Below are 21107 nucleotides of genomic sequence, written 5' to 3' on the forward strand. Positions count from 1 at the left end.
GGGAAGAGCAAAAACCGATATCAATCTAAATCCAGCAAGATTTTTACCCTGAACTGTGTAAAAATGAGCAGGCTCACTCTTAATAGGGTGATTAAAAGGAGAAAAATTGATGAGTACCGATCTTAAGTTTTCGCTGATTACTACCATTATTGTTCTGAGTCTGATTGTTGCCAGTGGTCTGACGGCGGCACTGCACTGATTGATGCGGGAGAGGTCAGCTCTCCCTCGTTCCTTCCGCTGATTGTTACGCGCCCTGCAAAAATCTTTTGCCAAATTGTTAACTTCTCATTTTTTGTGATTGGTGTCATGCTTTCGCCTTCATTGTTCTGTGTCGCCTGACGACACGGTGTCTGGAGTTGAAGTATGAGAATCAATTTTCCGCTGCTGGCCCTGGCCATTGGTGCCTTTGGTATCGGCACAACCGAATTTTCCCCGATGGGCCTGCTACCGGTTATTGCCCGGGGGGTAGATGTCTCTATTCCCGCTGCGGGCATGCTGATCAGCGCCTACGCCATCGGCGTGATGGTGGGTGCGCCGCTGATGACCCTGTTGCTGTCCCATCGCGGGCGTCGCAATGCGCTGATCTTCCTGATGGCGATCTTTACCGTCGGTAACGTCCTGTCGGCGCTCTCGCCGGATTACACCACCCTAATGCTGTCGCGTATTCTGACCAGCCTGAACCACGGCGCCTTCTTTGGCCTCGGGTCGGTAGTCGCCGCCAGCGTGGTGCCGAAGCATAAGCAGGCCAGCGCTGTCGCCACCATGTTTATGGGCCTCACCATCGCCAATATCGGTGGGGTACCGGCCGCAACCTGGATGGGCGAAGCGATTGGCTGGCGGATGTCCTTCATGGCGACCGCGCTGCTGGGCGTGGTTTCGATGATTGCGCTGTTCTTCTCCCTGCCGGCTGGCGGGGCGGGCGAAAAACCGGAGGTGCGCAAAGAGCTGGCGGTGCTGCTGCGTCCGCAGGTGCTGTCTGCCTTGCTGACTACCGTCCTCGGAGCCGGCGCGATGTTCACCCTCTATACCTACATTGCCCCGGTGCTGCATGACATCAACCAGGCGACTCCGGCCTTTATCACCGCCATGCTGGTGCTGATTGGCGTCGGTTTTTCCATTGGCAACTACCTGGGCGGCAAGCTGGCGGACAAATCCGTGAGCGGCACCCTGAAAGGCTTTTTACTCCAGCTGATCGTCATCATGCTGGCTATTCCGTGGCTGGCGCGTAATGAAGTGGGCGCGGCCGTGGCGATGGTGGTGTGGGGCATGGCGACCTTTGCGGTGGTACCGCCTTTGCAGATGCGCGTCATGCGCGTGGCCAGCGATGCGCCGGGGTTATCGTCGTCGGTGAATATCGGTGCCTTTAACCTCGGGAATGCGCTGGGGGCGGCGGCCGGTGGGGCGGTCATTTCCAGCGGGATGGGCTACAGCTTTGTTCCGGTGATGGGGGCCATTATTGCAGGCCTGGGGCTTATTCTGGTCTTTGCCTCGGAACGAAAACAACCCGAGCCGGTTTGCGCTACCGAATAAAAATAACGCCGAAGGAGTTCCCTTCGGCGTTTTTATTATGCCGCGAAGTTCTTCGCCACAAATTCCCAGTTTACCAGCGCCCAGAAATGCTCGAGGTAATTCGGGCGCGCATTACGGTAATCGATGTAATACGCATGTTCCCAGACGTCGACGGTCAGCAGCGGAATAGCGCGGGTGGTTAACGGCGTTCCCGCATTAGACGTAGAGACGATCGCCAGTTTGCCGTCGGCCTCTTTTACCAGCCAGGTCCAGCCTGCGCCAAAGTTCTTCACCGCCGCATCGGTAAACTTCGCTTTAAATTCCGCAAAGCTGCCGAACGCAGCAGTAATGGCTGCCGCCAGTTCACCCGTCGGTTCGCCGCCGGCATTGGGCGCCAGGCAATGCCAGTAGAAGGTATGGTTCCACACCTGAGCGGCGTTATTAAACACGCCGCCTTCTGACGTGCGTACGATCTCTTCCAGGGTTTTCCCTTCAAAGGCGGTACCGCCGATCAGGTTGTTCAGGTTGGTGACATAGGTCTGGTGGTGTTTGCCGTAGTGGTACTCCAGGGTCTCCGCAGAGATGTGCGGGGCCAGGGCGTCTTTTGCATACGGTAATGCAGGTAATTCAAACGACATTGCTTCTCTCCTTATTATAGTGATCCATTCAATAGCCCTACTGAATGAAGGGATAGAGTAGCAAATTGAAAGATTATGCAAAAGAGGAACTTACCCCGCAGGCGTACCGGCGGGGCAGGGGATTAACGGAGGGTGTTGGCCTTCATCACGCGACGTGCGCCGACGTAATGACGCTGCCAGTAGTCTTCGCTGAGGGAGGTGATCTGAATGTCCTGGCCGGTACGCGGGGACTGAATGAATTTGCCGTTACCCACGTACACGCCAACGTGATCGGCGGTACCACGGCCCTGGGTGCGGAAGAACACCAGATCGCCGCTCTCCAGCTCACCGCGATCGACCGGAGAGGCGTCACGGAGGTGGTACATTTCATTAGCGGTGCGCGGAATGCGGAATTTAACCAGATCTTTATAGGCGTAATAAACCAGACCGCTGCAGTCGAAGCCGGTACGCGGAGAGGAACCGCCCCAGCGATAAGGTTTGCCAATCTGGCCCATCAGCTTATTCATTGCCGTTTTCTGCGCTTTCTGCACCCGGACTTTATGCGCTTCGGCAAGAGTCGTGGTCTTGCTGGTTTTTACGCACTGCGCTTTACGCCCTTTACGGGTGGTGCATTTTTCTGTCAAAACGCGGGAGGCGGTTTGCGTGGTTCGGCTGGCGTTGCGGGAGGTGGTGCGGCTTTTTTTGCTGGAATGCGTTGACTGTGTTTTAGCGAGGCTTTTTTTGGTGCTGCTCTTTTTACTGGTGCTCTCTTTTTTTGTGGTTTTGCTGGTACTGCTTTTTTTCTTAGGTTCGGTCGCTTTCGCCAGATGCGTTTTATGCGCGGCAGAAGGCCGCGCCTGCTCTGAGGCGTTAGCCACCGGCGTGAATGTGAGAGAAGTAAACAGCAAAGCACAGAGCGTGATCGAGAATTTATTTATTCGCGCCACTGGGCAATCCCCTGGTAATTGCAGGTTATAAATAAACCTGCTTATGATTTACAAAACTCGTCGATTCTAATCTATAAAAAGGCCCAACGTTAATAAACTTTTTGCATCTAAAACTGTGTTTCGTTAGCGAGCGCAAAAAATCACAATTTCGCAGCGGCGTTTTGTGCATTAGGTGAACAAAACCGCAGGTAATCTCGCGATAAGTTAGGTTCTGAATGCATCTTTAAGGGACGCGCGGTAAAATCATATAAGTGACAAAAATGTTATTTTCCGTTGTCGGTCTGAAACGCTACAATGTCAGACGATTGCCGTAACAGAAGTTAAAGGAAGCAAAACATGAGCACTACTATTGAAAAAATTCAGCAGCAGATTGCTGAAAACCCGATCCTGCTGTACATGAAAGGTTCTCCGAAACTGCCAAGCTGTGGTTTCTCCGCTCAGGCGGTCCAGGCGCTGTCTGCCTGTGGCGAACGTTTTGCTTACGTTGATATTCTGCAGAACCCGGATATCCGCGCTGAGCTGCCAAAATACGCAAACTGGCCGACCTTCCCACAGCTGTGGGTTGACGGTGAGCTGGTTGGCGGTTGCGACATCCTGATTGAAATGTATCAGCGCGGTGAACTGCAACAGCTGATCAAAGAGACGGCTGCGAAATACAAATCTGAAGAGCCAGGCGCCGAGTGATTTACCGGGCCCGGTAAATAAAAAAGCGACCACAAGGTCGCTTTTTTTATGCGTTGCTGTCGGCTTCCGGCAGCGGCCAGCCGCCAAGGCGTTTCCAGCGGTTCACAATTTCACAAAACAGCTCCGTGGTGCGCTCGGTATCGTACAGGGCAGAGTGCGCCTGGGTGCCATCAAACTCAATACCGGCGGTAATGCAGGCCTTCGACAGCACGGTTTGCCCCAGCGCCAGCCCGCTTAATGCGGCGGTATCGAAGGTCACAAACGGGTGGAACGGATTACGCTTCAGGGAGGCGCGCTCGGCGGCGGCCATCATAAAGCTGTGATCGAAGGTCGCGTTATGCGCCACCATAATCGCGCGATTACAGTTCTGGTCCTTCATACCCTTGCGGACCATTTTGAAAATGGCATGCAGCGCCTCATATTCACTGACCGCCCCGCGCAGTGGGTTATGCGGATCAATGCCGTTAAACGCCAGCGCCTCCGGCTGCAGGTTCGCCCCTTCGAAAGGTTCGACGTGGAAATGCAGCGTGGAGTCCGGCAGCAGATCGCCTTGCTCATCCATTTTCAACGTGATGGCGGCAATTTCCAGCAGCGCATCGGTTTTGGCATTAAATCCAGCGGTTTCGACATCAATGACGACAGGATAAAAACCACGAAAACGGTCGCACAGACCGGTAAGTTGAGCGTTATCGGACATCTGGATCTCTTACAAGGGGAAAAAAGCAGTGGGCATTATGGCAAATTTTGCAATGGGATGCAGTAAAACAACGGGCGCATGGCGCGCCCGTCAGGATCAGTTGCCCAGACCGCGACCGGCGTCTTTGGCTTCGATCAGTTCGATTTTGTAACCGTCTGGATCTTCGACAAACGCAATCACCGTGGTGCCGCCTTTAACCGGACCCGCTTCACGGGTGACGTTGCCGCCGTTGCTACGGATACGCTCGCAGGCTTCCGCGGCGTTATCCACTTCCAGCGCGATATGGCCGTAGGCGGTACCCAGCTCGTAGCTATCAACACCCCAGTTGTAAGTCAGCTCAATCACCGCTTCTTCGCTCTCTTCGCCGTAACCGACAAAGGCGAGGGAGTATTTGTATTCCGGGTTTTCGCTGGTGCGCAGCAGGGTCATGCCCAGCACATTGGTGTAGAACTCGATGGAACGTTGCAGATCGCCAACGCGCAGCATGGTGTGAAGTAGGCGCATATTATCCTCTTAGCTTTTTATCATCTTGAACAGAAACGATGTTTTAGTATAGCGGCGAATTGTCGCCGCTATCAATGAAGGGATTATAAAGAAGGATAATCGGTATAACCTTCCGCGCCGCCGCCGTAGAAGCTCTCCGGACGCTGCGGGTTCAGCTCGGCCTTGCGCTCGAGGCGCGCCACCAGATCCGGGTTGGCGATGTAGGCGCGGCCAAAGGCCACCGCGTCAATCAGCCCTTTGTTGATCAGATCTTCTGCTTTCTCTGGCGTATAGGCACCGGCACCGATGATCACGCCCGGGAAAACGTCGCGCACTTTCTGGCGGAAGGCGTCGGTGTAAGGCTCGCCGCCGGCCCAGTCTGGCTCAGACATGTGCAGATAGGCGATGCCGCGTTTTGCCAGCTCTTCAATCAGGTAGAGCGCGTCGGCTTCTTCGTTCGGGCCATTGTCGACGTTCTGGAAGGATCCGATTGGCGAAACGCGGATCCCGATGCGATCGGCGCTCCACTCTTGTGATACGGCATCAATCACCTCCAGCACCAGACGGGCGCGGTTCTCTACGCTGCCGCCGTACTGGTCGGTACGCTGGTTAGAAGACGGTGACAGGAACTGGTGCAGCAGATAGCCGTGGGCACCGTGCAGTTCGACCAGGTCGAAACCGGCTTCACGAGCATTGGCGACCGCCTGACGGAAATCGTTAACGATGCCCGGGATCTCGTCCAGCTCCAGCGCGCGCGGAGTGGTGGTGTCGACGCGGATCGCATGGCCGTTTTCATCACGCAGGGAGGTGCGGGTGCCCGCATTGAGGGCAGAAGCAGAAACCGGAGCCTCGCCGCCAGGCTGGATGCTGCTGTGAGAGATACGACCGGTGTGCCACAGCTGGACCGCGATGCGACCCTCTTCGGCATGCACGCCTTCGGTGATCTTCTTCCACGCCGCGATCTGTTCCGGGCTGTGCAGGCCAGGGGCACCAGCATAGCCTTTGGCCTGGGCGGAGATCTGGGTAGCTTCAGAGATGATCAGGCCCGAGCTGACGCGCTGGCGATAGTATTCGCCCATCAGCGGCGTTGGAATATCGCCCGGCTCGATGCTGCGCAGACGGGTAAGGGGTGCCATAAAGACACGGTTGGGTGCAACGATCGCGCCCACTTTAAGCGGGGTGAATAATTTTTCGGCTGACATAGTGGCTCCTGAGTAGACCGGTCGTCTAGTAATTAGTGAAATAAAAACGCCTGTTATACGCCAGGCGTTGCAAGGATGTTCTTCACATGGTCCAGCGCGCTCTCCAGCGGCAGCGCGCTGCGGGATATTTTGGCCTGCAGGTTAGCGCCCAGCCACAGGGAATAGAGCACCTGGGCCTGGGTGAGCGGTTCGCCGACGAAGGTCAGTGACTTTTCATCACGCCCTTTCGCCAGCGCCTGCGCCAGCAGGGCGATCACGCCCGTGGCGCCTTTATCCATCGCCGTGCGCATATCTTCGGAAAGATCGCACACTTCGGCTGAGAGTTTAACCGTCAGACAGCCGCTGATAATGCCCTGAGCACAGAACTGGGCCAGCGTCTCCTGGTAATAAGCCAGAACACGATCGCGACAGTTGCCCTTGCCAGTGGCGAAGTGCGTAGCCAGACGCTGATGGTAGCCCGCATAGTGGCGCTCCAGCAAAGCAACGCCAAACGCCTCTTTGGAGCGGAAGTAGTGATAGAACGACCCCTTCGGCACATCGGCGGTTTTCAGCAGTTCGCTCAACCCCATTCCGGTAAACCCGCGGTGCATGCACAGCCGCTCGCCGGTAGCCAGAAGGTGTTCGCGTGTATCGTGTTCAGTATGCTTATTCATGTCGTCAATGTAGTAGACCAATCGGTCTAATGCAAGCGTTAAGTTTGACGGCAGTGGGCGAGCAGATCCATTTGCGGCTGATAGACCGTCGTCCGGATGTTCATCATCCCCAACACCGTGGAGAACAGATTGTCCTGCGATACCGTTTCTTTCGCCGCCTGATCGCGCAGGCACTGCTCGTCAACGCCGAAGTTCTGTTTGTAGTCCTTTGAGAGCCAGAACATAAACGGAATGTGCGTCTGCTGCTCCGGGGCCAGCATATACGGCGTGCCGTGCAGATAGAGGCCGTTTTCCCCCAGCGATTCACCGTGATCGGAGAGATAGACCAGCGCCGTGTTCATCGTTGCCTGACGCGCTTTCAGGGCATCGATGGTTCGACTCACCACGCTGTCGGTATAGAGAATAGTATTGTCGTAGGTATTCATCAGCGCCTGATGATCGCAGTCCTGGATCTCATTGGTATCGCAGGTCGGGGTAAAGCGACGGTACTGCTCCGGGTAACGCTGATAGTAGGCCGGGCCGTGGCTGCCCATCAGGTGGATCACCAGCACTGTATCCTGTTTCAGGCCATCCAGGGTGTCATCCAGGCGATACAGATCCGCGTCGTCAATACAGGATTTGTTCTTACAGAACTGGTCCAGCTTCCACTGGGTCATGTCGGTGTGCGGGATGCGATCGCAGGCGCCTTTACACCCGCCGTCGTTATCCCGCCACAGCAGGTTGATCCCGGCGTGATTCAGCACATCCATCAAACCTTCCTGATGATGCGCCAGGTCGGCGTCGTATTTTTTGCGCGGCATCCCGGAGAACATGCAGGGCACGGAGACGGCGGTTTCGGTGCCGCAGGAGGAGGCCTGCGGGAAGTTAATCACATTCTCTTTTTTCAGCTCAGGGTTGGTATCACGGTTATAACCGTTCAGGGAATAGTTTTCCGCCCGGGAGGCTTCCCCGACCACCAGCACCAGCACGGTTTTTTTCTGCTGCGCCAGCAGCAGCGGGCCTTTACGCGCATCTTCACCGAGACGGATCAAGGTCTGGTCACCGGCAAACCAGCGCGCCTTGCTGTATTTGGCGATGGCGCTGACGTAGTTGGCCGGGGTCACCATCTTGACGATGCCTTTGTTATTGCGGAACAGCGAGGCATAGTCCTTATAAAAGACCGCTGCCACCAGAACGATGACCACCAGACTTGCGAGAATAGCCGCGAGACGCATTAACAGCGTCTGCCACCATTTACCGGGGCGGATGCGGATCAACGCCAGCACGACGGAAGGCACCAGGCCGGCGACAACCAGCCACAGCACCAGCTGCGGGGTGAGCAGCGCCGTGGCCTCCTGAGAGTTGGTCTCAAAGACGTTGACCATCATGTTCTGGTCAATCACCGCCCCGTAGGTGAACATAAACCAGGTTGCCGCCGCGCAGCCGAGGGTCAGCAGCACCAGCAGCGGTTTACGGATCAGGGGAATATTCAGGATGCTGAATACAATAACCCAGCCGCAGAACAGCACCAGCGGCACCGTGAGGGCGAAAAGCACGTCATGCAGCCGGGCGGGAGAGATCACCTGCCAGCTGCGATGAATAAACAGGGCATTCAACAGGGTAAATAAGAGCGCACAGCTCAGCGTAAATTTTGTATCGTTACACTGTAACTTTTTAAGGGTCAGCATCATCGTTAAACCAGATCGTAGTGATGAGGCGAGTATAGGGAGCGAAGATTAGTGAAACCTTAATGCCACAATTCTGTGGTTGACCTCTTGCGTTACCCGGACTTAAGGTCTTCACTTTACTCAATCTTGGGTTTTGGGAGGGTCGTGTGGCTGAACAACTGGAGTTCTTTCCCGTCCAGAGCCCGTGCCGGGGTATCTGCCAGTCTGACGAGCGAGGTTTTTGTCGCGGCTGCATGCGCACTCGGGAGGAGCGTTTTAACTGGCAAGCCTTCAGCGATGCGCAGAAGCAGGAGGTCCTGCGCCTGTGCCGTCAGCGTCTTTTGCGTAAATTGCGCGCAAACAAAGCCCCCGAAACCGAAGAACCGCAGCAACCCTCACTTTTTTAGCGCCGTAAATGCGTATACTCTCCCCAGACTTTTTTTGAGGAAATTGCTATGGTTCAGCGTATTACCCTTGCCCCGCAGGGCCCGGAGTTTTCCCGTTTTGTGATGGGTTACTGGCGTCTGATGGACTGGAATATGTCCGCCCAACAGCTGGTCAGCTTTATTGAAGAACATCTTGAGCTGGGGATCACTACCGTCGACCATGCCGATATCTACGGTGGTTATCAGTGTGAAGCCGCCTTCGGCGAGGCGATGAAGCTCTCTCCCGCGCTGCGTCAGCGAATGGAGATCGTCACCAAATGTGGTATCGCCACCACGGCCAAAGCGGAGCATGCGATCGGCCACTACATCACCGACCGCGACCATATTATCCGCAGTGCAGAGCAGTCCCTCACCAATCTGGCGACCGATTATCTTGACCTGCTGCTGATTCACCGCCCCGATCCATTGATGGATGCTGATGAAGTCGCTGAGGCCTTCCTCGCCCTGCATCAGAGCGGCAAGGTGCGTCATTTCGGCGCCTCCAACTTTACCCCGGCGCAGTTTACCCTGCTGCAATCGCGCCTGCCATTCACCCTTGCGACCAACCAGGTCGAGATTTCGCCGGTTTACCAGCCGCTGCTGCTGGATGGCACCCTCGACCAGCTTCAGCAGCTGCGCATCCGTCCTATGGCCTGGTCCTGCCTCGGCGGCGGTCGTCTGTTTAATGACGACGCTTTCCAGCCGCTGCGCGATGAACTCGCTCAGGTGGCGCAGGAGCTGAATGCCGAAACCATCGAGCAAGTGGTGTACGCCTGGATTTTACGTCTGCCATCCCAGCCGCTGCCGATTATCGGTTCCGGTAAAATCGAGCGCGTGCATTCAGCCCTCGCCGCAGAGCAGCTGCAGATGACGCGCCAGCAGTGGTTCCGCATCCGTAAAGCCGCGCTGGGTTACGACGTGCCGTAATTCCGTATTTGTCTGATTTCCCGGTGAAATCATTGCCCCTGGTATAAACTTAAGGAGCAAAAAATAACCGAAGGAGGTCATATGAAGCGTTTTACTCTGGCAGCGTTGACGCTGGTGGTCTGTGCAGGTGCGCAGGCTGCCAGTGAAGAAGTAAAAATGAACCTCGTCACCTCACAGGGGATAGGTCAGTCCATCGGGACGGTGAAAATTACCGAAACGGATAAAGGACTGGAGTTCTCCCCCGATCTTAAAGCCCTCCCACCGGGCGAACACGGTTATCATGTCCATGCCAAAGGCTCCTGCGAACCGGCCATGAAAGAGGGCAAACCGGCCGCCGCTGAGGCCGCGGGCGGACACCTCGATCCCCAGAACACCGGCAAGCATGAAGGGCCGGAAGGGATGGGCCACCTCGGCGATCTTCCTGCGCTGGTGGTGAACAATGACGGTAAAGCTACCGACCCGGTGGTCGCGCCGCGTCTGAAAAAGCTGGATGAGGTCAAAGGTAAGGCGCTGATGATCCACGTCGGCGGGGATAATATGTCGGATCAGCCCAAACCGCTCGGCGGTGGCGGTGAACGCTACGCCTGCGGTGTGATCTGATCGGTCAGGGTGCCCGGAGCGGGCGCCTGTTCCAGCTGGGATAACGAACAGTGTAGTCGCCAGATCAGGGCCGCCAGCTCCTGCCCGGCCGGTTGCGGATGATGCCCCAGGGTGTCGCAGATACGCTGAAGCTCATCAAGGGTGGCGGCCAGCGGCCGCTGCTGTACCCCGCGCTCGCTCATGATATCGCGCAGGAGCGACACGGCGACATCCCGCACCTGCGCCAGCGGATCCGAGCGGGTCTCCCAGCCTCGCAGCTGCCAGACCACATGGCTGCAGTTGAGCAGCACTACCCCCCAGCGCAGCAGCCAGCGGCGCGAGAGCGCATCCTTACTGCTGTTGAGCTGGCTCACATGGTGATACACCAGCGATTCGTAACCATTTTCACTCAGCTGCGGCCTGCGGCTGAGCTGATCGACAAACCCCCGTCGCAGCTCCCGGATATGACGGCGGCTTTTCCGCGCATCCGAGCCCGGCCTGAGTACCGCAAAAGCCAGCCACGTCAGCCCCACGCCAAGAATTTTCGCCAGGTCGTCGTTGAGGAAATCGGCAAAGTCATACACCGGCGGGTTGGTCACTGAAATAAACGACCCCATAAAGACGATCAGCTGCCCCCACAGCCCGGCAAGGGCGGGCATCTGCTGTTTAAGCAGCTGCATGGTGGTCAGCAGCGGAAACAGAAACAGCAGGAACAGCCACAGATCGGAGATTTGCACCATCAGGCCAAATTTGACCACAAAGCTGAACAGCGAGAGCAGGATCAGCGTCCGCAGCAGCAGCGTGAGTGAATTAAAGGGCGAGGCCGCCACCGAGTAGAGCACGCTGCTGATCGCCGCCAGCGTCAGGGCTGCCCCCCCGGCATCCCACTGGGCGGTAATGGTCCAGGCGCCCACCAGGCTGAGGGCGCAAAAGGTGCGAAAGCCGCTCCACAGGGCCTCCAGGTTATCGGTATGCCTTGCCAGCGCCGGGCTGCGCGGGACGGCAAACTCGGTCGCCGGCGTGGCCGCTTCCACCGCGGCTATCCAGCGGCTGCTGCGCAGATACAGGCGGCAAAAATAGCGCAGCCGCTGCCAGACGGCGCGATGCCGGTAGTCGCCGTCGTCGCCCGGTCTGAGCGGGGCAATAATGCGGGCAACGGTATAAAAATCGGCATCGGGACGGGCGAGGGCGGCGAGCAGCCGATCGATGACTTCCCGGGTATGGGCAGGCGGGTTGGGCCAGTTCAACAGCATGCGGCGCAGGCTGGAGATAGCGCTGGTCATCCGCAGCTGCTGATGGAGCAGATAGTTGAGCAGGGCATTTTGCCGACGAAAGCGGTAGTGGCTCCAGAAGGCCTGAATGCGCAGCAGGTTCATGGTCAGGATCTGAGCGATGACCTTTTCATGGGCCAGACGAATAGCGTCGTTACTGTCGGGTTGCCACAGCAGGCTGGCGTGCTCCAGCAGCCGGGCGTGCATCGCTTTCAGGGCGCTGATAAGGGCGGTGCCGTCGGAGGTGCTGGGCAGGATCATCATCATCACGCCGCCGCTCAGGATGCCGATAATGACTTCGCACACCCGGGCCTGGGCAATATCCCACAGCTGGGTGATGTCGAGAATATTGATCACCGGGAAGGCGATGATCGCCGCGGTGTAACCCGCCAGCTGGAAGGCATAGGCGACGTTATTGCTGAAGTGGGCGCAGGCCCAGGTGCAAATAGCCAACCACGCCGCCATGCTGAACAGAAACAGCCATGGGTCGTTGAGGGTATGTCCGGCAATGATCAGCGCCGCGGTGGCCCCCAGCAAGCTGCCCGCCACCCGGCCCAGGCTTTTGCTGATCACCCCCCCGACGGTCGGGAAGCTAACCACCGCCGCCGAGGTCATCGCCCAGTAGGGTTCATCCAGATTGAGACAATAGGCGACGGTGAGGGCCAGACACATCGCAATCCCGTTGCGCAGGGCATAGCGCCACTGCGCCGGGGTTGCCCTGAGCCACGGAAGGTTGCGCCAGTTCACCGGGCGGTTCCGATGGAGACGGTGCAGGTCGTGCCGGAGACCAGGGTCAGATCCCTCGGCAGCTGGTCAAAGGCGATACGCACCGGGATACGTTGTGCCAGCCGCACCCAGGGAATATTGGGTTTAACGTCAGGCACCAGGCCTGAATCGGTCTCGACGCTTTGATCGTAGATGGCGCGTCCGATACTGGATACATGCCCCTGTAAGGTTCTCGAGCCGCTGTAGAGGACGATCTGCGCCGGAGCACCCTCGCGGATATGTCGGAGTTTGGTCTCTTCAAAATAGCCCACCACGTAAAACGAATGGCTGTCGACCAGCGCAAAGACCGGCTGGCCGGTGGTGGCGTAATCGCCCGGACGGGTGGAAAGATTGGTGACCCAGCCGTCAACCGGGGCTTTAACCACCGTCTGGGTCAGCTGCCACTGGGCCTGCTTGAGGGTCGCTTCAGCCACCGCGACGCTGGCCTGCATCGCTTTGACGTTAATATTGGCGGTATCCAGATCTTCGGCGGAGATATAGTTCCGTGACAGATGGCGGCGGCGGTTGGCTTCGTTATTGGCTTTCGCAAGATCGGACTGGGATTTCGCCAGCTGCGCCTCGGCGTTGAGGACCGCGATGTGATAAGGGGTCTCATCGACAGAAAACAGTACCTCACCCGCATGAACAAACTGGTTATCTTTAACCAGCAGCCTGGTGATAGTGCCGGACACCTGCGGCGTCACGCTGACCTGCTCGGCGCGTACTTTGCCGTCACGGGTCCAGGGCGACTGCATATAATAATTCCATAACCACCAGCCCGCGATTAGCGCCAGGACCAGAACAAGTAATGATGAAAAATATTTGATTGTTTTCATATGTATAGTCACCACACAATCAGCATAGCCAGACCCAGGCATACTGCCAGCACAAACAGCGAAAGATCCATCAGCATGGGATGCCAGATTTCACCGGAATACATCCAGTCGCGCAGTAAGCGGTGGGTGACGAGCCAGATAATAAAACCCAGCATCACCGCCTTGAACAGGGGAGGGAAGTAAACTGAGGCGCCGACAATCAAATCCTGAAGCGGTAACCCCGTGGCGTTAAACGTGAAATTCACGAGCCGGTTCCTTTGCAAAGGGGGAAGTGACCAAAATAGCAGTCGCATAACGCCCGGGGGCGCCTGAACTCAGTGTAAAACAGACGACCATCAAGTTTTAGACCCGTATTGCATTTGTTTTGGCAATATAAATGCTGCACACTATTCTAAAATCAGTATAATAACTTAGCAAGCTAATTATAAGGAGATGAAATTGGAATCGCCACTAGGTTCTGATCTGGCAAGGTTAGTACGCATCTGGCGTGCTCTGATTGACCATCGCCTGAAACCTCTGGAGTTGACACAGACGCATTGGGTCACGCTGCATAATATCCATCAGCTGCCGCCCGACCAGTCACAGATCCAACTGGCAAAAGCGATTGGCATCGAGCAGCCATCCCTGGTACGAACGCTCGATCAACTGGAAGATAAGGGACTGATCTCGCGTCAGACCTGCGCCAGCGATCGTCGTGCCAAGCGAATTAAGCTTACCGAAAAAGCCACACCGATCATCACAGAGATGGAAGCCGTGATCAGCAAAACGCGCGGTGAGATCCTTTCCGGGATCAGCCCCGCTGAACTGGAACTGCTGATCTCGCTGGTCGCCCGGCTGGAAAGCAATATCCACGAGCTACAATCCCGTGACTGACCTTTAAAAAAGCCTTGCGAACGCAAGGCTTTTTCTTTAACGGAACACGACAACCCGGTTACGCCCGGTCTCTTTCGCCTCGTACATCGCCTTATCTGCCCGTTCGACGCACTCTTCCGCACTGGTTTTCGACGACGTGGTGGTAAACACCCCCATACTGATGGTGATGGGCTCGGGAAGCTGGCCCTCCGAGCTGGCTTTGTCGAAGCTGCTTAGTTTTAACCGTATCCGCTCCGCAACCTGACGGGCTGCGTCGGAAGAGGTATGGGTTAACATCAGGACAAACTCCTCCCCACCGATTCGCGCCGCGATGTCCTGTGGCCGTACCGAATCCATCAACAGCCGGGAGACAAACTGCAGCACCTTATCTCCCTGCAGGTGCCCGTAGTTGTCATTAATACGTTTAAAACGATCGAGATCGCTCACAATAACCGAGATCGGATGGGCCTCTGTTGCGGTGCGCAGCGACTGGTTCAACGCGTCGTAAAAATAGCTTCGATTGTAGAGACGGGTCAGGGGATCGCGTATTGAGTTCTGGTATGACTGTTGATACTTCAGATGCGAGTTACGATACAGATTAAATACGTCATACAGGAGGACGAAAATAATCAGCAGCGTCGCGACGGTTTCAAATAACCGGGCACGATACCAGGAGATATCTTCCGCGTGACCGCCCAAATACAACATTCCAAGGGTTGCGAGATAGCAGACACATAAAAAATTCCCGCCGACCCAAAACATATTGCGCACGCGGGTAATAATCATCAGCGTTGCTAATGAAACAACCCAAAAGAGGATTAAGACAATGTTTATCTCCTGTTTCCACAGCAGCATATATTGCCGGGTTTCATTATCAACCAAATCTATTGATAAAAAAGGTGAATAGCTGGAATAAACCCAGGCCAGGGTTACGACCATGCCAGTAAAAAGAGTGGCGCCGACAATGACAGAGAGATGAAACGTCCGTGACAGCGGTCTGCTACGGATAAAGTAAAGCAGGCCCGACGCGATAAACAGCACCGACATCAACAGATGACGGAAGGTAAAGAAGATCATCGCATCGTTATAGTTGGCGACGTTGAACTGGTGCTGGTCGAGCCATGCCGGGTAGCTGGAAAGCGTCCCCACCATCAGTATAGCGGAGCCGACATAGGCGAAGGCAAAGGCGAGCAGATATAAGCGCTGTCTGTCGCACCAGTACTTCATTACCATAAAACAGGCAATAAAGAGGTGAAACACCAGTAAAAATATGGTCAGCATCGGAAATAAAAGCGGCGAAAAAGACGAAACCTTTTCTTCAAGACCTATAAACAGAGAGTGTAAAACTCCGATGACAATTAAGCATCCCAGAAAGAACCGAACATAATTATTCTTTATATAACGTCTCATCGCAACCATAGGCATTGTATTAAATTAACACAGAGATAAAAGGGGTTTGCGAATAATCTCATGAAGGCCGGGGGAATACTTTGCGCAGGAACAAGATAAGCGGATATTAACTATATGTTGGGTGAATGTATATTGTTAATATATTCACGTGAGTGTTGTGTAGGGTAAATGGACGTGATCGTAAGACCACGCCCATAATGTCATTAACGCGGGGAGACGGTCACCTGGCTGCCGTTGCTTGCCAGCACGACACGTTGGCCAGCGGCAAACTTAGTGTTGCCCTGTTTCTGGACTACCATAATGGTGCTGCCGTCATCTTTGCGGATCTCTAACTCAACGCCCTGGGATTTGTTCATCGAACCCTGAACACCCTGACCGGCAACGCCACCGGCTACGGCACCTGCCGCAGTCGCCAGGGAACGACCCGAGCCGCCACCTACGGTGTTACCGAGGAAGCCACCCAGTACCGCACCGCCAAGAGCACCGATCACGTTGTTCTCGTCACCACCCTGAATCTGCACCGGGCGTGCGTTCACAATGGTGCCGTAGGTGACTTGTTGTACCTGTTTCGCCTCAGACGCACTGTAAACATCCCCGGAGAGGGAGCTATCATTAACACAGCCAGCCAGAGTGAATCCAACCAGCGAAACGGCCAGTACACGTAAAATCATTTGAATCTCCTGTTCACCAAAAAACGCTCTATGAGCATCCGTTATGGCTAAATTATATGGCATCAGGTGCCACAGATCCTATTTTCGCCTAAACATTCAGAGAATAGTACTTGATTCTGGCTTAACCAGATATAAACAGGCTCTGACTTCACCCCGCATCCGGTAAGGATAATTCCTGGAATGGCCGTAACGTCCAGCTATTGTTAAAAAGTATTATCGCGTCATGGCATTGATGACGGGTTTATGGTGGAGTGGGCCATCAACCCTGTGGAGTAAGGAAAACGGATGAAATCGGGTCGCTATATTGGCGTAATGTCAGGAACCAGTCTGGATGGCGTGGATGTCGTTCTCGCGGCAATCGATGAGAATATGGTGGCACAGCAGGCGAGCCTTAGCTGGCCCATCCCCCCGGAAACCAAACAAGCGATCCTGAATATCTGTCAGGGCCAGCAGCTGACGCTGTCGCAGCTGGGGCAGCTGGATACACAGCTCGGACGTCTATTCGGCGATGCCGTGCTGGCGCTGATGAACCAGGAAGATCTCCGCCCTCAGGATGTAGTGGCGATTGGCTGTCACGGCCAGACGGTCTGGCATGAGCCGGGCGGCGATGCGCCTCATACCCTGCAGATTGGTGATAACAACCAGATTGTGGCCAAAACCGGGGTAACGGTGGTCGGTGATTTCCGCCGTCGTGATATGGCGCTCGGAGGACAGGGCGCGCCGCTGGTTCCGGCTTTCCACCACGCGCTGCTTGCCCACCCGACGGAGCGCCGCATGGTGCTTAACATTGGCGGCATCGCCAACCTTTCCTTATTGATCCCCGGGCAGCCGGTACGCGGTTTCGACACCGGGCCGGGGAACATGCTGATGGACGCCTGGATCTGGCGTCAGGCGGGCAAAGCTTACGATAAAGACGCCCAGTGGGCCTGCAGCGGCAAGGTCATCATTCCCTTACTACAAAGCATGCTGTGCGATCCCTATTTCGCCGCCCCGGCACCGAAAAGCACCGGCCGCGAGTATTTCAACTACGGCTGGCTGGAACGCCAGCTGGCGAACTTCCCGGGCCTGGCGCCGCAGGACGTGCAGGCCACGCTGGCTGAGCTCACCGCCGTCTCCGTGTCGGAACAGGTGCTGTTGAGCGGCGGCTGCGATCGTCTGCTGGTGTGCGGCGGCGGTAGCCGTAACCCGCTGCTGATGGCGCGGCTGGCCGGCCTGCTGCCGGGTACGGAAGTGACCACCACCGATCGCGCCGGGATCAGCGGCGATGATATGGAAGCGCTGGCCTTTGCCTGGCTGGCGTGGCGAACGGTGGCGGGCCTGCCCGGAAATCTGCCTTCCGTGACCGGCGCGCGTGAAGCCAGCGTGTTAGGTGCTGTTTTTCCAGCCAATCCGCGGCAAAATCAGAGTTAACCGAATTTCGCTTAAAGGCACGATGGGTAGAATGACACGAAAAAACGGGAGGGCGTTCGCGCCCTCCGGGACCAGGAAAGTCTTCGGAACTCACCCATGAAAAAACTGCTTCTTGCTTTTACCCCCTTCCTGCTGGCGAGCTGTAGCGTCTACAACCAGTTTGTTGAGCGTATGCAAACCGACACCCTGGCTTATCAGTGCGAAGAGAAACCGCTCACCGTGAAGCTTAATAATCCTCGTCAGGAAGTCAGTTTTGTCTATGACAACAAGCTGCTGACGCTGAAGCAGGGGATGTCGGCCTCCGGTACCCGTTACAGCGACGGGGTCTATGTCTTCTGGTCGAAGGGCGACAGCGCGACGGTCTACAAGCGCGATCGCGTCGTGCTGAACAATTGTCAGATCGAAAATCCGAAGCGTTGAGATTTTGCAGGGGGCGGCGCACAATAGCGTCACCCATTGTCAATGTCAGCTAACGCCATGTCAGATAACGACGAATTGCAGAACATCGCGCACCTCAGGCGCGAATACACCAAAGGCGGCCTGCGTCGCCAGGATCTCCCCGCCGAGCCGCTGGTGCTGTTTGAGCACTGGCTGAAACAGGCCTGTGATGCCCGTCTGGCCGATCCCACCGCGATGGTGGTGGCGACGGTCGACGAACTGGGTCAACCCTACCAGCGCATTGTGCTGCTCAAGCATTATGATGAGAAAGGGCTGGTGTTCTACACCAACCTCGGCAGCCGCAAAGCACACCACCTCGAAAACAACCCGCGCATCAGCCTGCTCTTCCCCTGGCATATGCTGGAGCGTCAGGTGATGGTCACCGGCACCGTCGAGCGTCTCTCTACCCTGGAAGTGGTGAAGTACTTTCACAGCCGCCCGCGCGACAGCCAGATTGGCGCCTGGGTCTCTAAACAGTCGAGCCGCATCTCCGCCCGCGGCGTACTGGAAAGTAAATTCCTTGAGCTGAAACAGAAGTTCCAGCAGGGCGAAGTGCCCCTGCCGAGCTTCTGGGGCGGTTTCCGCGTCTGTGTCCAGCAGATGGAGTTCTGGCAGGGCGGTGAACATCGTCTGCACGACCGCTTTTTATACCAGCGCGATAATGACGCCTGGAAAATCGATCGTCTCGCACCTTAATCCCCGAAATTTGTTCTCTTAAGCGCTGGTACAACGGGTGTCAGCGCTTTATTCTATGTACCTTTCGCGTCTGGCGAAAAGTCGTGTACCGGCAGAGGTGCAGTCGTTTTATACATGGAGAATTTGATGGCAAGCAGTAACTTGATTAAACAATTGCAAGAGCGGGGGCTGGTAGCCCAGGTGACGGACGAGGAAGCGTTAGCAGAGCGACTGGCGCAAGGCCCGATCGCGCTCTATTGCGGCTTCGATCCTACCGCCGACAGCTTGCATTTGGGGCATCTGGTTCCATTGTTATGCCTGAAACGCTTCCAGCTGGCAGGCCATAAGCCTGTGGCGCTGGTCGGCGGCGCAACGGGTCTGATTGGCGACCCGAGCTTTAAAGCCGCTGAGCGTAAACTGAATACGGCAGACACCGTGCAGGAGTGGGTGGATAAGATCCGCAAACAGGTCGCCCCGTTCCTCGATTTCGACTGTGGTGAAAACTCAGCGATCGCCGCTAACAACTATGACTGGTTTGGCGGCATGAACGTGCTGACCTTCCTGCGTGATATCGGCAAGCACTTCTCCGTTAATCAGATGATCAACAAAGAAGCGGTGAAGCAGCGTCTGAACCGTGACGACCAGGGCATCTCGTTCACCGAGTTCTCTTATAACCTGCTGCAGGGTTATGACTTCGCCTGTCTGAACAACCTGCACGGCGTGGCGCTGCAGATTGGCGGCTCCGATCAGTGGGGTAACATCACCTCCGGTATCGATCTGACCCGTCGTCTGCACCAGAACCAGGTCTTTGGTCTGACCGTTCCGCTGATCACCAAAGCCGACGGTACCAAGTTCGGTAAAACCGAAGGTGGCGCGGTATGGCTCGATCCGAAGAAAACCAGCCCGTACAAGTTCTACCAGTTCTGGATCAACACCGCGGATGCTGATGTCTATCGCTTCCTGAAGTTCTTCACCTTTATGGATCTGGAAGAGATCAACGCCCTGGAAGAAGAAGACAAAAACAGCGGCAAAGCCCCTCGCGCCCAGTACGTGCTGGCGGAGCAGGTCACCAAACTGGTTCACGGCGAAGAGGGCCTGGCGGCCGCGAAGCGTATTACCGCCAGCCTGTTCAACGGTACCCTGAGCGATCTGAGCGAAGCTGACTTCGAGCAGCTGGCGCAGGATGGCGTACCGATGGTTGAGATGGAGAAAGGGGCTGACCTGATGCAGGCGCTGGTGGACTCTGAGCTGCAGCCGTCCCGTGGTCAGGCGCGTAAAACCATCGCCTCGAACGCCATCACCATTAACGGCGAAAAACAGTCCAACGAGGAGTATACCTTCGTGGACAGCGATCGCCTGTTTGGCCGCTACACCTTGCTGCGTCGTGGCAAAAAGAATTACTGTCTGATCTGCTGGAAGTAATCGTAAAAGCACAGGGGCATGGGAAACCATGCCCCTTTATTTTTTCAGGGTTGTGGTAAGAAAATGAAGAATATCCTCGCCATCCAGTCCCACGTTGTGTTTGGGCATGCTGGCAACAGCGCCGCTGAATTTCCGATGCGTCGTCTCGGGGCCAACGTCTGGCCATTAAATACCGTTCAGTTTTCCAATCATACGCAATACGGCAAGTGGACCGGTTGCGTGATGCCGCCTGCCCATCTGACAGAGATTGTTCAGGGCATCGCGGAGATCGACAAACTCAAGACCTGTGACGCCGTACTGAGCGGCTATCTGGGTTCAGCCGAGCAGGGCGAGCATATTCTCGGGATTGTCCGTCAGGTGAAGGCGGCCAACCCGGCGGCAAAATACTTCTGCGATCCGGTGATGGGTCACCCGGAAAAGGGCTGCATCGTGGCGCCTGGCGTCGCGGAGTTCCATGTCCGTCATGCCTTACCGGCCAGCGATATTATCGCCCCGAACCTTATCGAACTGGAGATCCTCTGCGAACATCCGGTAAACAGCGTGGAAGAGGCTATTGCCGCATCCCGGGAGCTGATTGCCATGGGCCCGGAGATCGTGCTGGTGAAGCATCTGGCGCGCGCCGGCATTAGCCCGGACCGCTTTGAGATGCTGCTGGTGACCAAAGACGAAGCCTGGCACATCAGCCGTCCGCTGGTGGATTTCGGCAGCCGTCAGCCGGTGGGCGTAGGCGATGTGACCAGCGGCCTGCTGCTGGTGAAACTGCTGCAGGGGGCAACGGTGCGTGATGCGCTTGAGCACGTCACGGCGGCGGTGTATGAAATTATGATCGCCACGAAGAATATGCAGGAGTATGAACTGCAGGTGGTGGCCGCTCAGGACCAGATTGCGAAGCCGGAGCACCTCTTTAGCGCGACCCAGCTCTAGCATCATAATGCCCGGCGGTGCTGCGCTTGCACGGGCCTACAGGTTTTGTAGGCCGGGTAAGCGC

The 21107-nt window shown here is 56.2% G+C and carries 24 protein-coding genes; 12 read left to right on the plus strand and 12 right to left on the minus strand.

Annotated elements, in window-relative coordinates:
- Window positions 1-109: 109 nt before the first annotated feature.
- Window positions 110-199: a cytochrome bd-I oxidase subunit CydH gene (gene cydH / locus ACP4QI_RS09105; RefSeq protein WP_106993692.1), complete on the plus strand. Its 90-nt coding sequence runs from the start codon at window positions 110-112 to the stop codon at window positions 197-199.
- A gap of 164 nt (window positions 200-363) precedes the next feature.
- Window positions 364-1530, plus strand: a complete 1167-nt coding sequence (locus tag ACP4QI_RS09110) for an MFS transporter (protein WP_426494825.1) — start codon at window positions 364-366, stop codon at window positions 1528-1530.
- A gap of 35 nt (window positions 1531-1565) precedes the next feature.
- Here the strand turns inward: ACP4QI_RS09110 and sodB are convergent, their stop codons facing one another.
- Both sodB and ACP4QI_RS09120 read right to left on the minus strand, forming a co-directional pair.
- Window positions 1566-2147 (minus strand): superoxide dismutase [Fe], encoded by a 582-nt coding sequence (sodB, locus tag ACP4QI_RS09115; RefSeq protein WP_231312510.1) that lies wholly within the window; start codon window positions 2145-2147, stop codon window positions 1566-1568.
- 122 nt (window positions 2148-2269) lie between these two features.
- The gene (locus tag ACP4QI_RS09120; RefSeq protein WP_426494824.1) at window positions 2270-3073 is read right to left on the minus strand and encodes a C40 family peptidase; all 804 of its coding nucleotides are present in this window, start codon (window positions 3071-3073) and stop codon (window positions 2270-2272) included.
- 336 nt (window positions 3074-3409) lie between these two features.
- On the opposite strand from ACP4QI_RS09120, the gene grxD reads away from it, so the two are divergent.
- Entirely contained in the window at window positions 3410-3757 is a 348-nt protein-coding gene (grxD, locus tag ACP4QI_RS09125) for a monothiol glutaredoxin 4 (protein ID WP_032617810.1), read from the plus strand.
- 46 nt (window positions 3758-3803) lie between these two features.
- Here the strand turns inward: grxD and rnt are convergent, their stop codons facing one another.
- The 5 genes from rnt to eptA all read right to left on the minus strand — a co-directional run bounded on the left by rnt (window position 3804) and on the right by eptA (window position 8459).
- Complete coding sequence (gene rnt / locus ACP4QI_RS09130) at window positions 3804-4454, minus strand: ribonuclease T (protein ID WP_142489229.1); 651 nt, start codon at window positions 4452-4454, stop codon at window positions 3804-3806.
- A gap of 96 nt (window positions 4455-4550) precedes the next feature.
- Window positions 4551-4958, minus strand: coding sequence for a lactoylglutathione lyase (gene gloA, locus ACP4QI_RS09135; RefSeq protein WP_142489230.1), 408 nt, complete (start codon window positions 4956-4958; stop codon window positions 4551-4553).
- 83 nt (window positions 4959-5041) lie between these two features.
- Window positions 5042-6139 carry an alkene reductase gene (locus ACP4QI_RS09140; RefSeq protein WP_426494823.1) on the minus strand — a complete coding sequence of 366 codons (1098 nt, stop codon included), beginning with the start codon at window positions 6137-6139 and terminating at the stop codon, window positions 5042-5044.
- Between the two features lie 53 nt (window positions 6140-6192).
- On the minus strand, window positions 6193-6792 hold the full coding sequence (locus ACP4QI_RS09145; RefSeq protein ID WP_142489232.1) for a TetR/AcrR family transcriptional regulator: 600 nt from the start codon (window positions 6790-6792) through the stop codon (window positions 6193-6195).
- 38 nt (window positions 6793-6830) lie between these two features.
- Window positions 6831-8459 carry a phosphoethanolamine transferase EptA gene (eptA, locus tag ACP4QI_RS09150; RefSeq protein WP_426494945.1) on the minus strand — a complete coding sequence of 543 codons (1629 nt, stop codon included), beginning with the start codon at window positions 8457-8459 and terminating at the stop codon, window positions 6831-6833.
- A 146-nt stretch (window positions 8460-8605) separates the two neighbouring features.
- Here eptA and ACP4QI_RS09155 point away from each other — a divergent pair, with 146 nt between their 5' ends.
- From ACP4QI_RS09155 to sodC, 3 genes are all read left to right on the plus strand, one after another.
- The gene (locus tag ACP4QI_RS09155) at window positions 8606-8845 is read left to right on the plus strand and encodes a DUF1289 domain-containing protein (RefSeq protein WP_142489233.1); all 240 of its coding nucleotides are present in this window, start codon (window positions 8606-8608) and stop codon (window positions 8843-8845) included.
- A gap of 48 nt (window positions 8846-8893) precedes the next feature.
- The gene (locus ACP4QI_RS09160) at window positions 8894-9790 is read left to right on the plus strand and encodes an aldo/keto reductase (protein ID WP_426494822.1); all 897 of its coding nucleotides are present in this window, start codon (window positions 8894-8896) and stop codon (window positions 9788-9790) included.
- 81 nt (window positions 9791-9871) lie between these two features.
- Window positions 9872-10390 carry a superoxide dismutase [Cu-Zn] SodC gene (gene sodC, locus ACP4QI_RS09165; RefSeq protein WP_156263636.1) on the plus strand — a complete coding sequence of 173 codons (519 nt, stop codon included), beginning with the start codon at window positions 9872-9874 and terminating at the stop codon, window positions 10388-10390.
- On the opposite strand, the gene ACP4QI_RS09170 is transcribed toward sodC, so the two are convergent.
- From ACP4QI_RS09170 to ACP4QI_RS09180, 3 genes are read right to left on the minus strand one after another with little or no spacing between them, the layout of a single operon-like run.
- The gene (locus ACP4QI_RS09170) at window positions 10369-12387 is read right to left on the minus strand and encodes an FUSC family protein (protein ID WP_426494821.1); all 2019 of its coding nucleotides are present in this window, start codon (window positions 12385-12387) and stop codon (window positions 10369-10371) included. The genes sodC and ACP4QI_RS09170 overlap by 22 nt on opposite strands.
- A complete protein-coding gene (locus ACP4QI_RS09175; protein WP_221888539.1) occupies window positions 12384-13247 on the minus strand; it encodes an efflux RND transporter periplasmic adaptor subunit in 864 nt (287 codons plus the stop codon). The genes ACP4QI_RS09170 and ACP4QI_RS09175 overlap by 4 nt, the downstream gene beginning before the upstream one ends.
- Window positions 13248-13249: 2 nt before the next feature.
- Window positions 13250-13486, minus strand: coding sequence for a DUF1656 domain-containing protein (locus ACP4QI_RS09180; protein ID WP_231312506.1), 237 nt, complete (start codon window positions 13484-13486; stop codon window positions 13250-13252).
- 187 nt (window positions 13487-13673) lie between these two features.
- Here ACP4QI_RS09180 and slyA point away from each other — a divergent pair, with 187 nt between their 5' ends.
- Entirely contained in the window at window positions 13674-14114 is a 441-nt protein-coding gene (gene slyA / locus ACP4QI_RS09185) for a transcriptional regulator SlyA (protein ID WP_156263639.1), read from the plus strand.
- Between the two features lie 36 nt (window positions 14115-14150).
- Here the strand turns inward: slyA and ACP4QI_RS09190 are convergent, their stop codons facing one another.
- Window positions 14151-15512, minus strand: coding sequence for a sensor domain-containing diguanylate cyclase (locus ACP4QI_RS09190; protein WP_285127840.1), 1362 nt, complete (start codon window positions 15510-15512; stop codon window positions 14151-14153).
- A gap of 194 nt (window positions 15513-15706) precedes the next feature.
- A complete protein-coding gene (slyB, locus tag ACP4QI_RS09195; protein ID WP_156263641.1) occupies window positions 15707-16174 on the minus strand; it encodes an outer membrane lipoprotein SlyB in 468 nt (155 codons plus the stop codon).
- A 285-nt stretch (window positions 16175-16459) separates the two neighbouring features.
- On the opposite strand from slyB, the gene anmK reads away from it, so the two are divergent.
- The 5 genes from anmK (at window position 16460) to pdxY (ending at window position 21043) form a co-directional block, all read left to right on the plus strand.
- The gene (anmK, locus tag ACP4QI_RS09200) at window positions 16460-17584 is read left to right on the plus strand and encodes an anhydro-N-acetylmuramic acid kinase (protein WP_142489242.1); all 1125 of its coding nucleotides are present in this window, start codon (window positions 16460-16462) and stop codon (window positions 17582-17584) included.
- 96 nt (window positions 17585-17680) lie between these two features.
- On the plus strand, window positions 17681-18004 hold the full coding sequence (gene mliC / locus ACP4QI_RS09205) for a C-type lysozyme inhibitor (RefSeq protein WP_142489243.1): 324 nt from the start codon (window positions 17681-17683) through the stop codon (window positions 18002-18004).
- A gap of 57 nt (window positions 18005-18061) precedes the next feature.
- Entirely contained in the window at window positions 18062-18718 is a 657-nt protein-coding gene (gene pdxH / locus ACP4QI_RS09210; protein ID WP_142489244.1) for a pyridoxamine 5'-phosphate oxidase, read from the plus strand.
- Window positions 18719-18844: 126 nt separating this feature from the next.
- Window positions 18845-20119: a tyrosine--tRNA ligase gene (tyrS, locus tag ACP4QI_RS09215; RefSeq protein WP_142489245.1), complete on the plus strand. Its 1275-nt coding sequence runs from the start codon at window positions 18845-18847 to the stop codon at window positions 20117-20119.
- A gap of 63 nt (window positions 20120-20182) precedes the next feature.
- A complete protein-coding gene (gene pdxY, locus ACP4QI_RS09220) occupies window positions 20183-21043 on the plus strand; it encodes a pyridoxal kinase PdxY (protein ID WP_142489246.1) in 861 nt (286 codons plus the stop codon).
- Window positions 21044-21107 lie beyond the last annotated feature (64 nt).

The organism is Leclercia sp. TB492 (genome assembly GCF_049974505.2).
GTDB classification, from domain to species: Bacteria; Pseudomonadota; Gammaproteobacteria; order Enterobacterales; family Enterobacteriaceae; genus Enterobacter; species Enterobacter adecarboxylatus_C.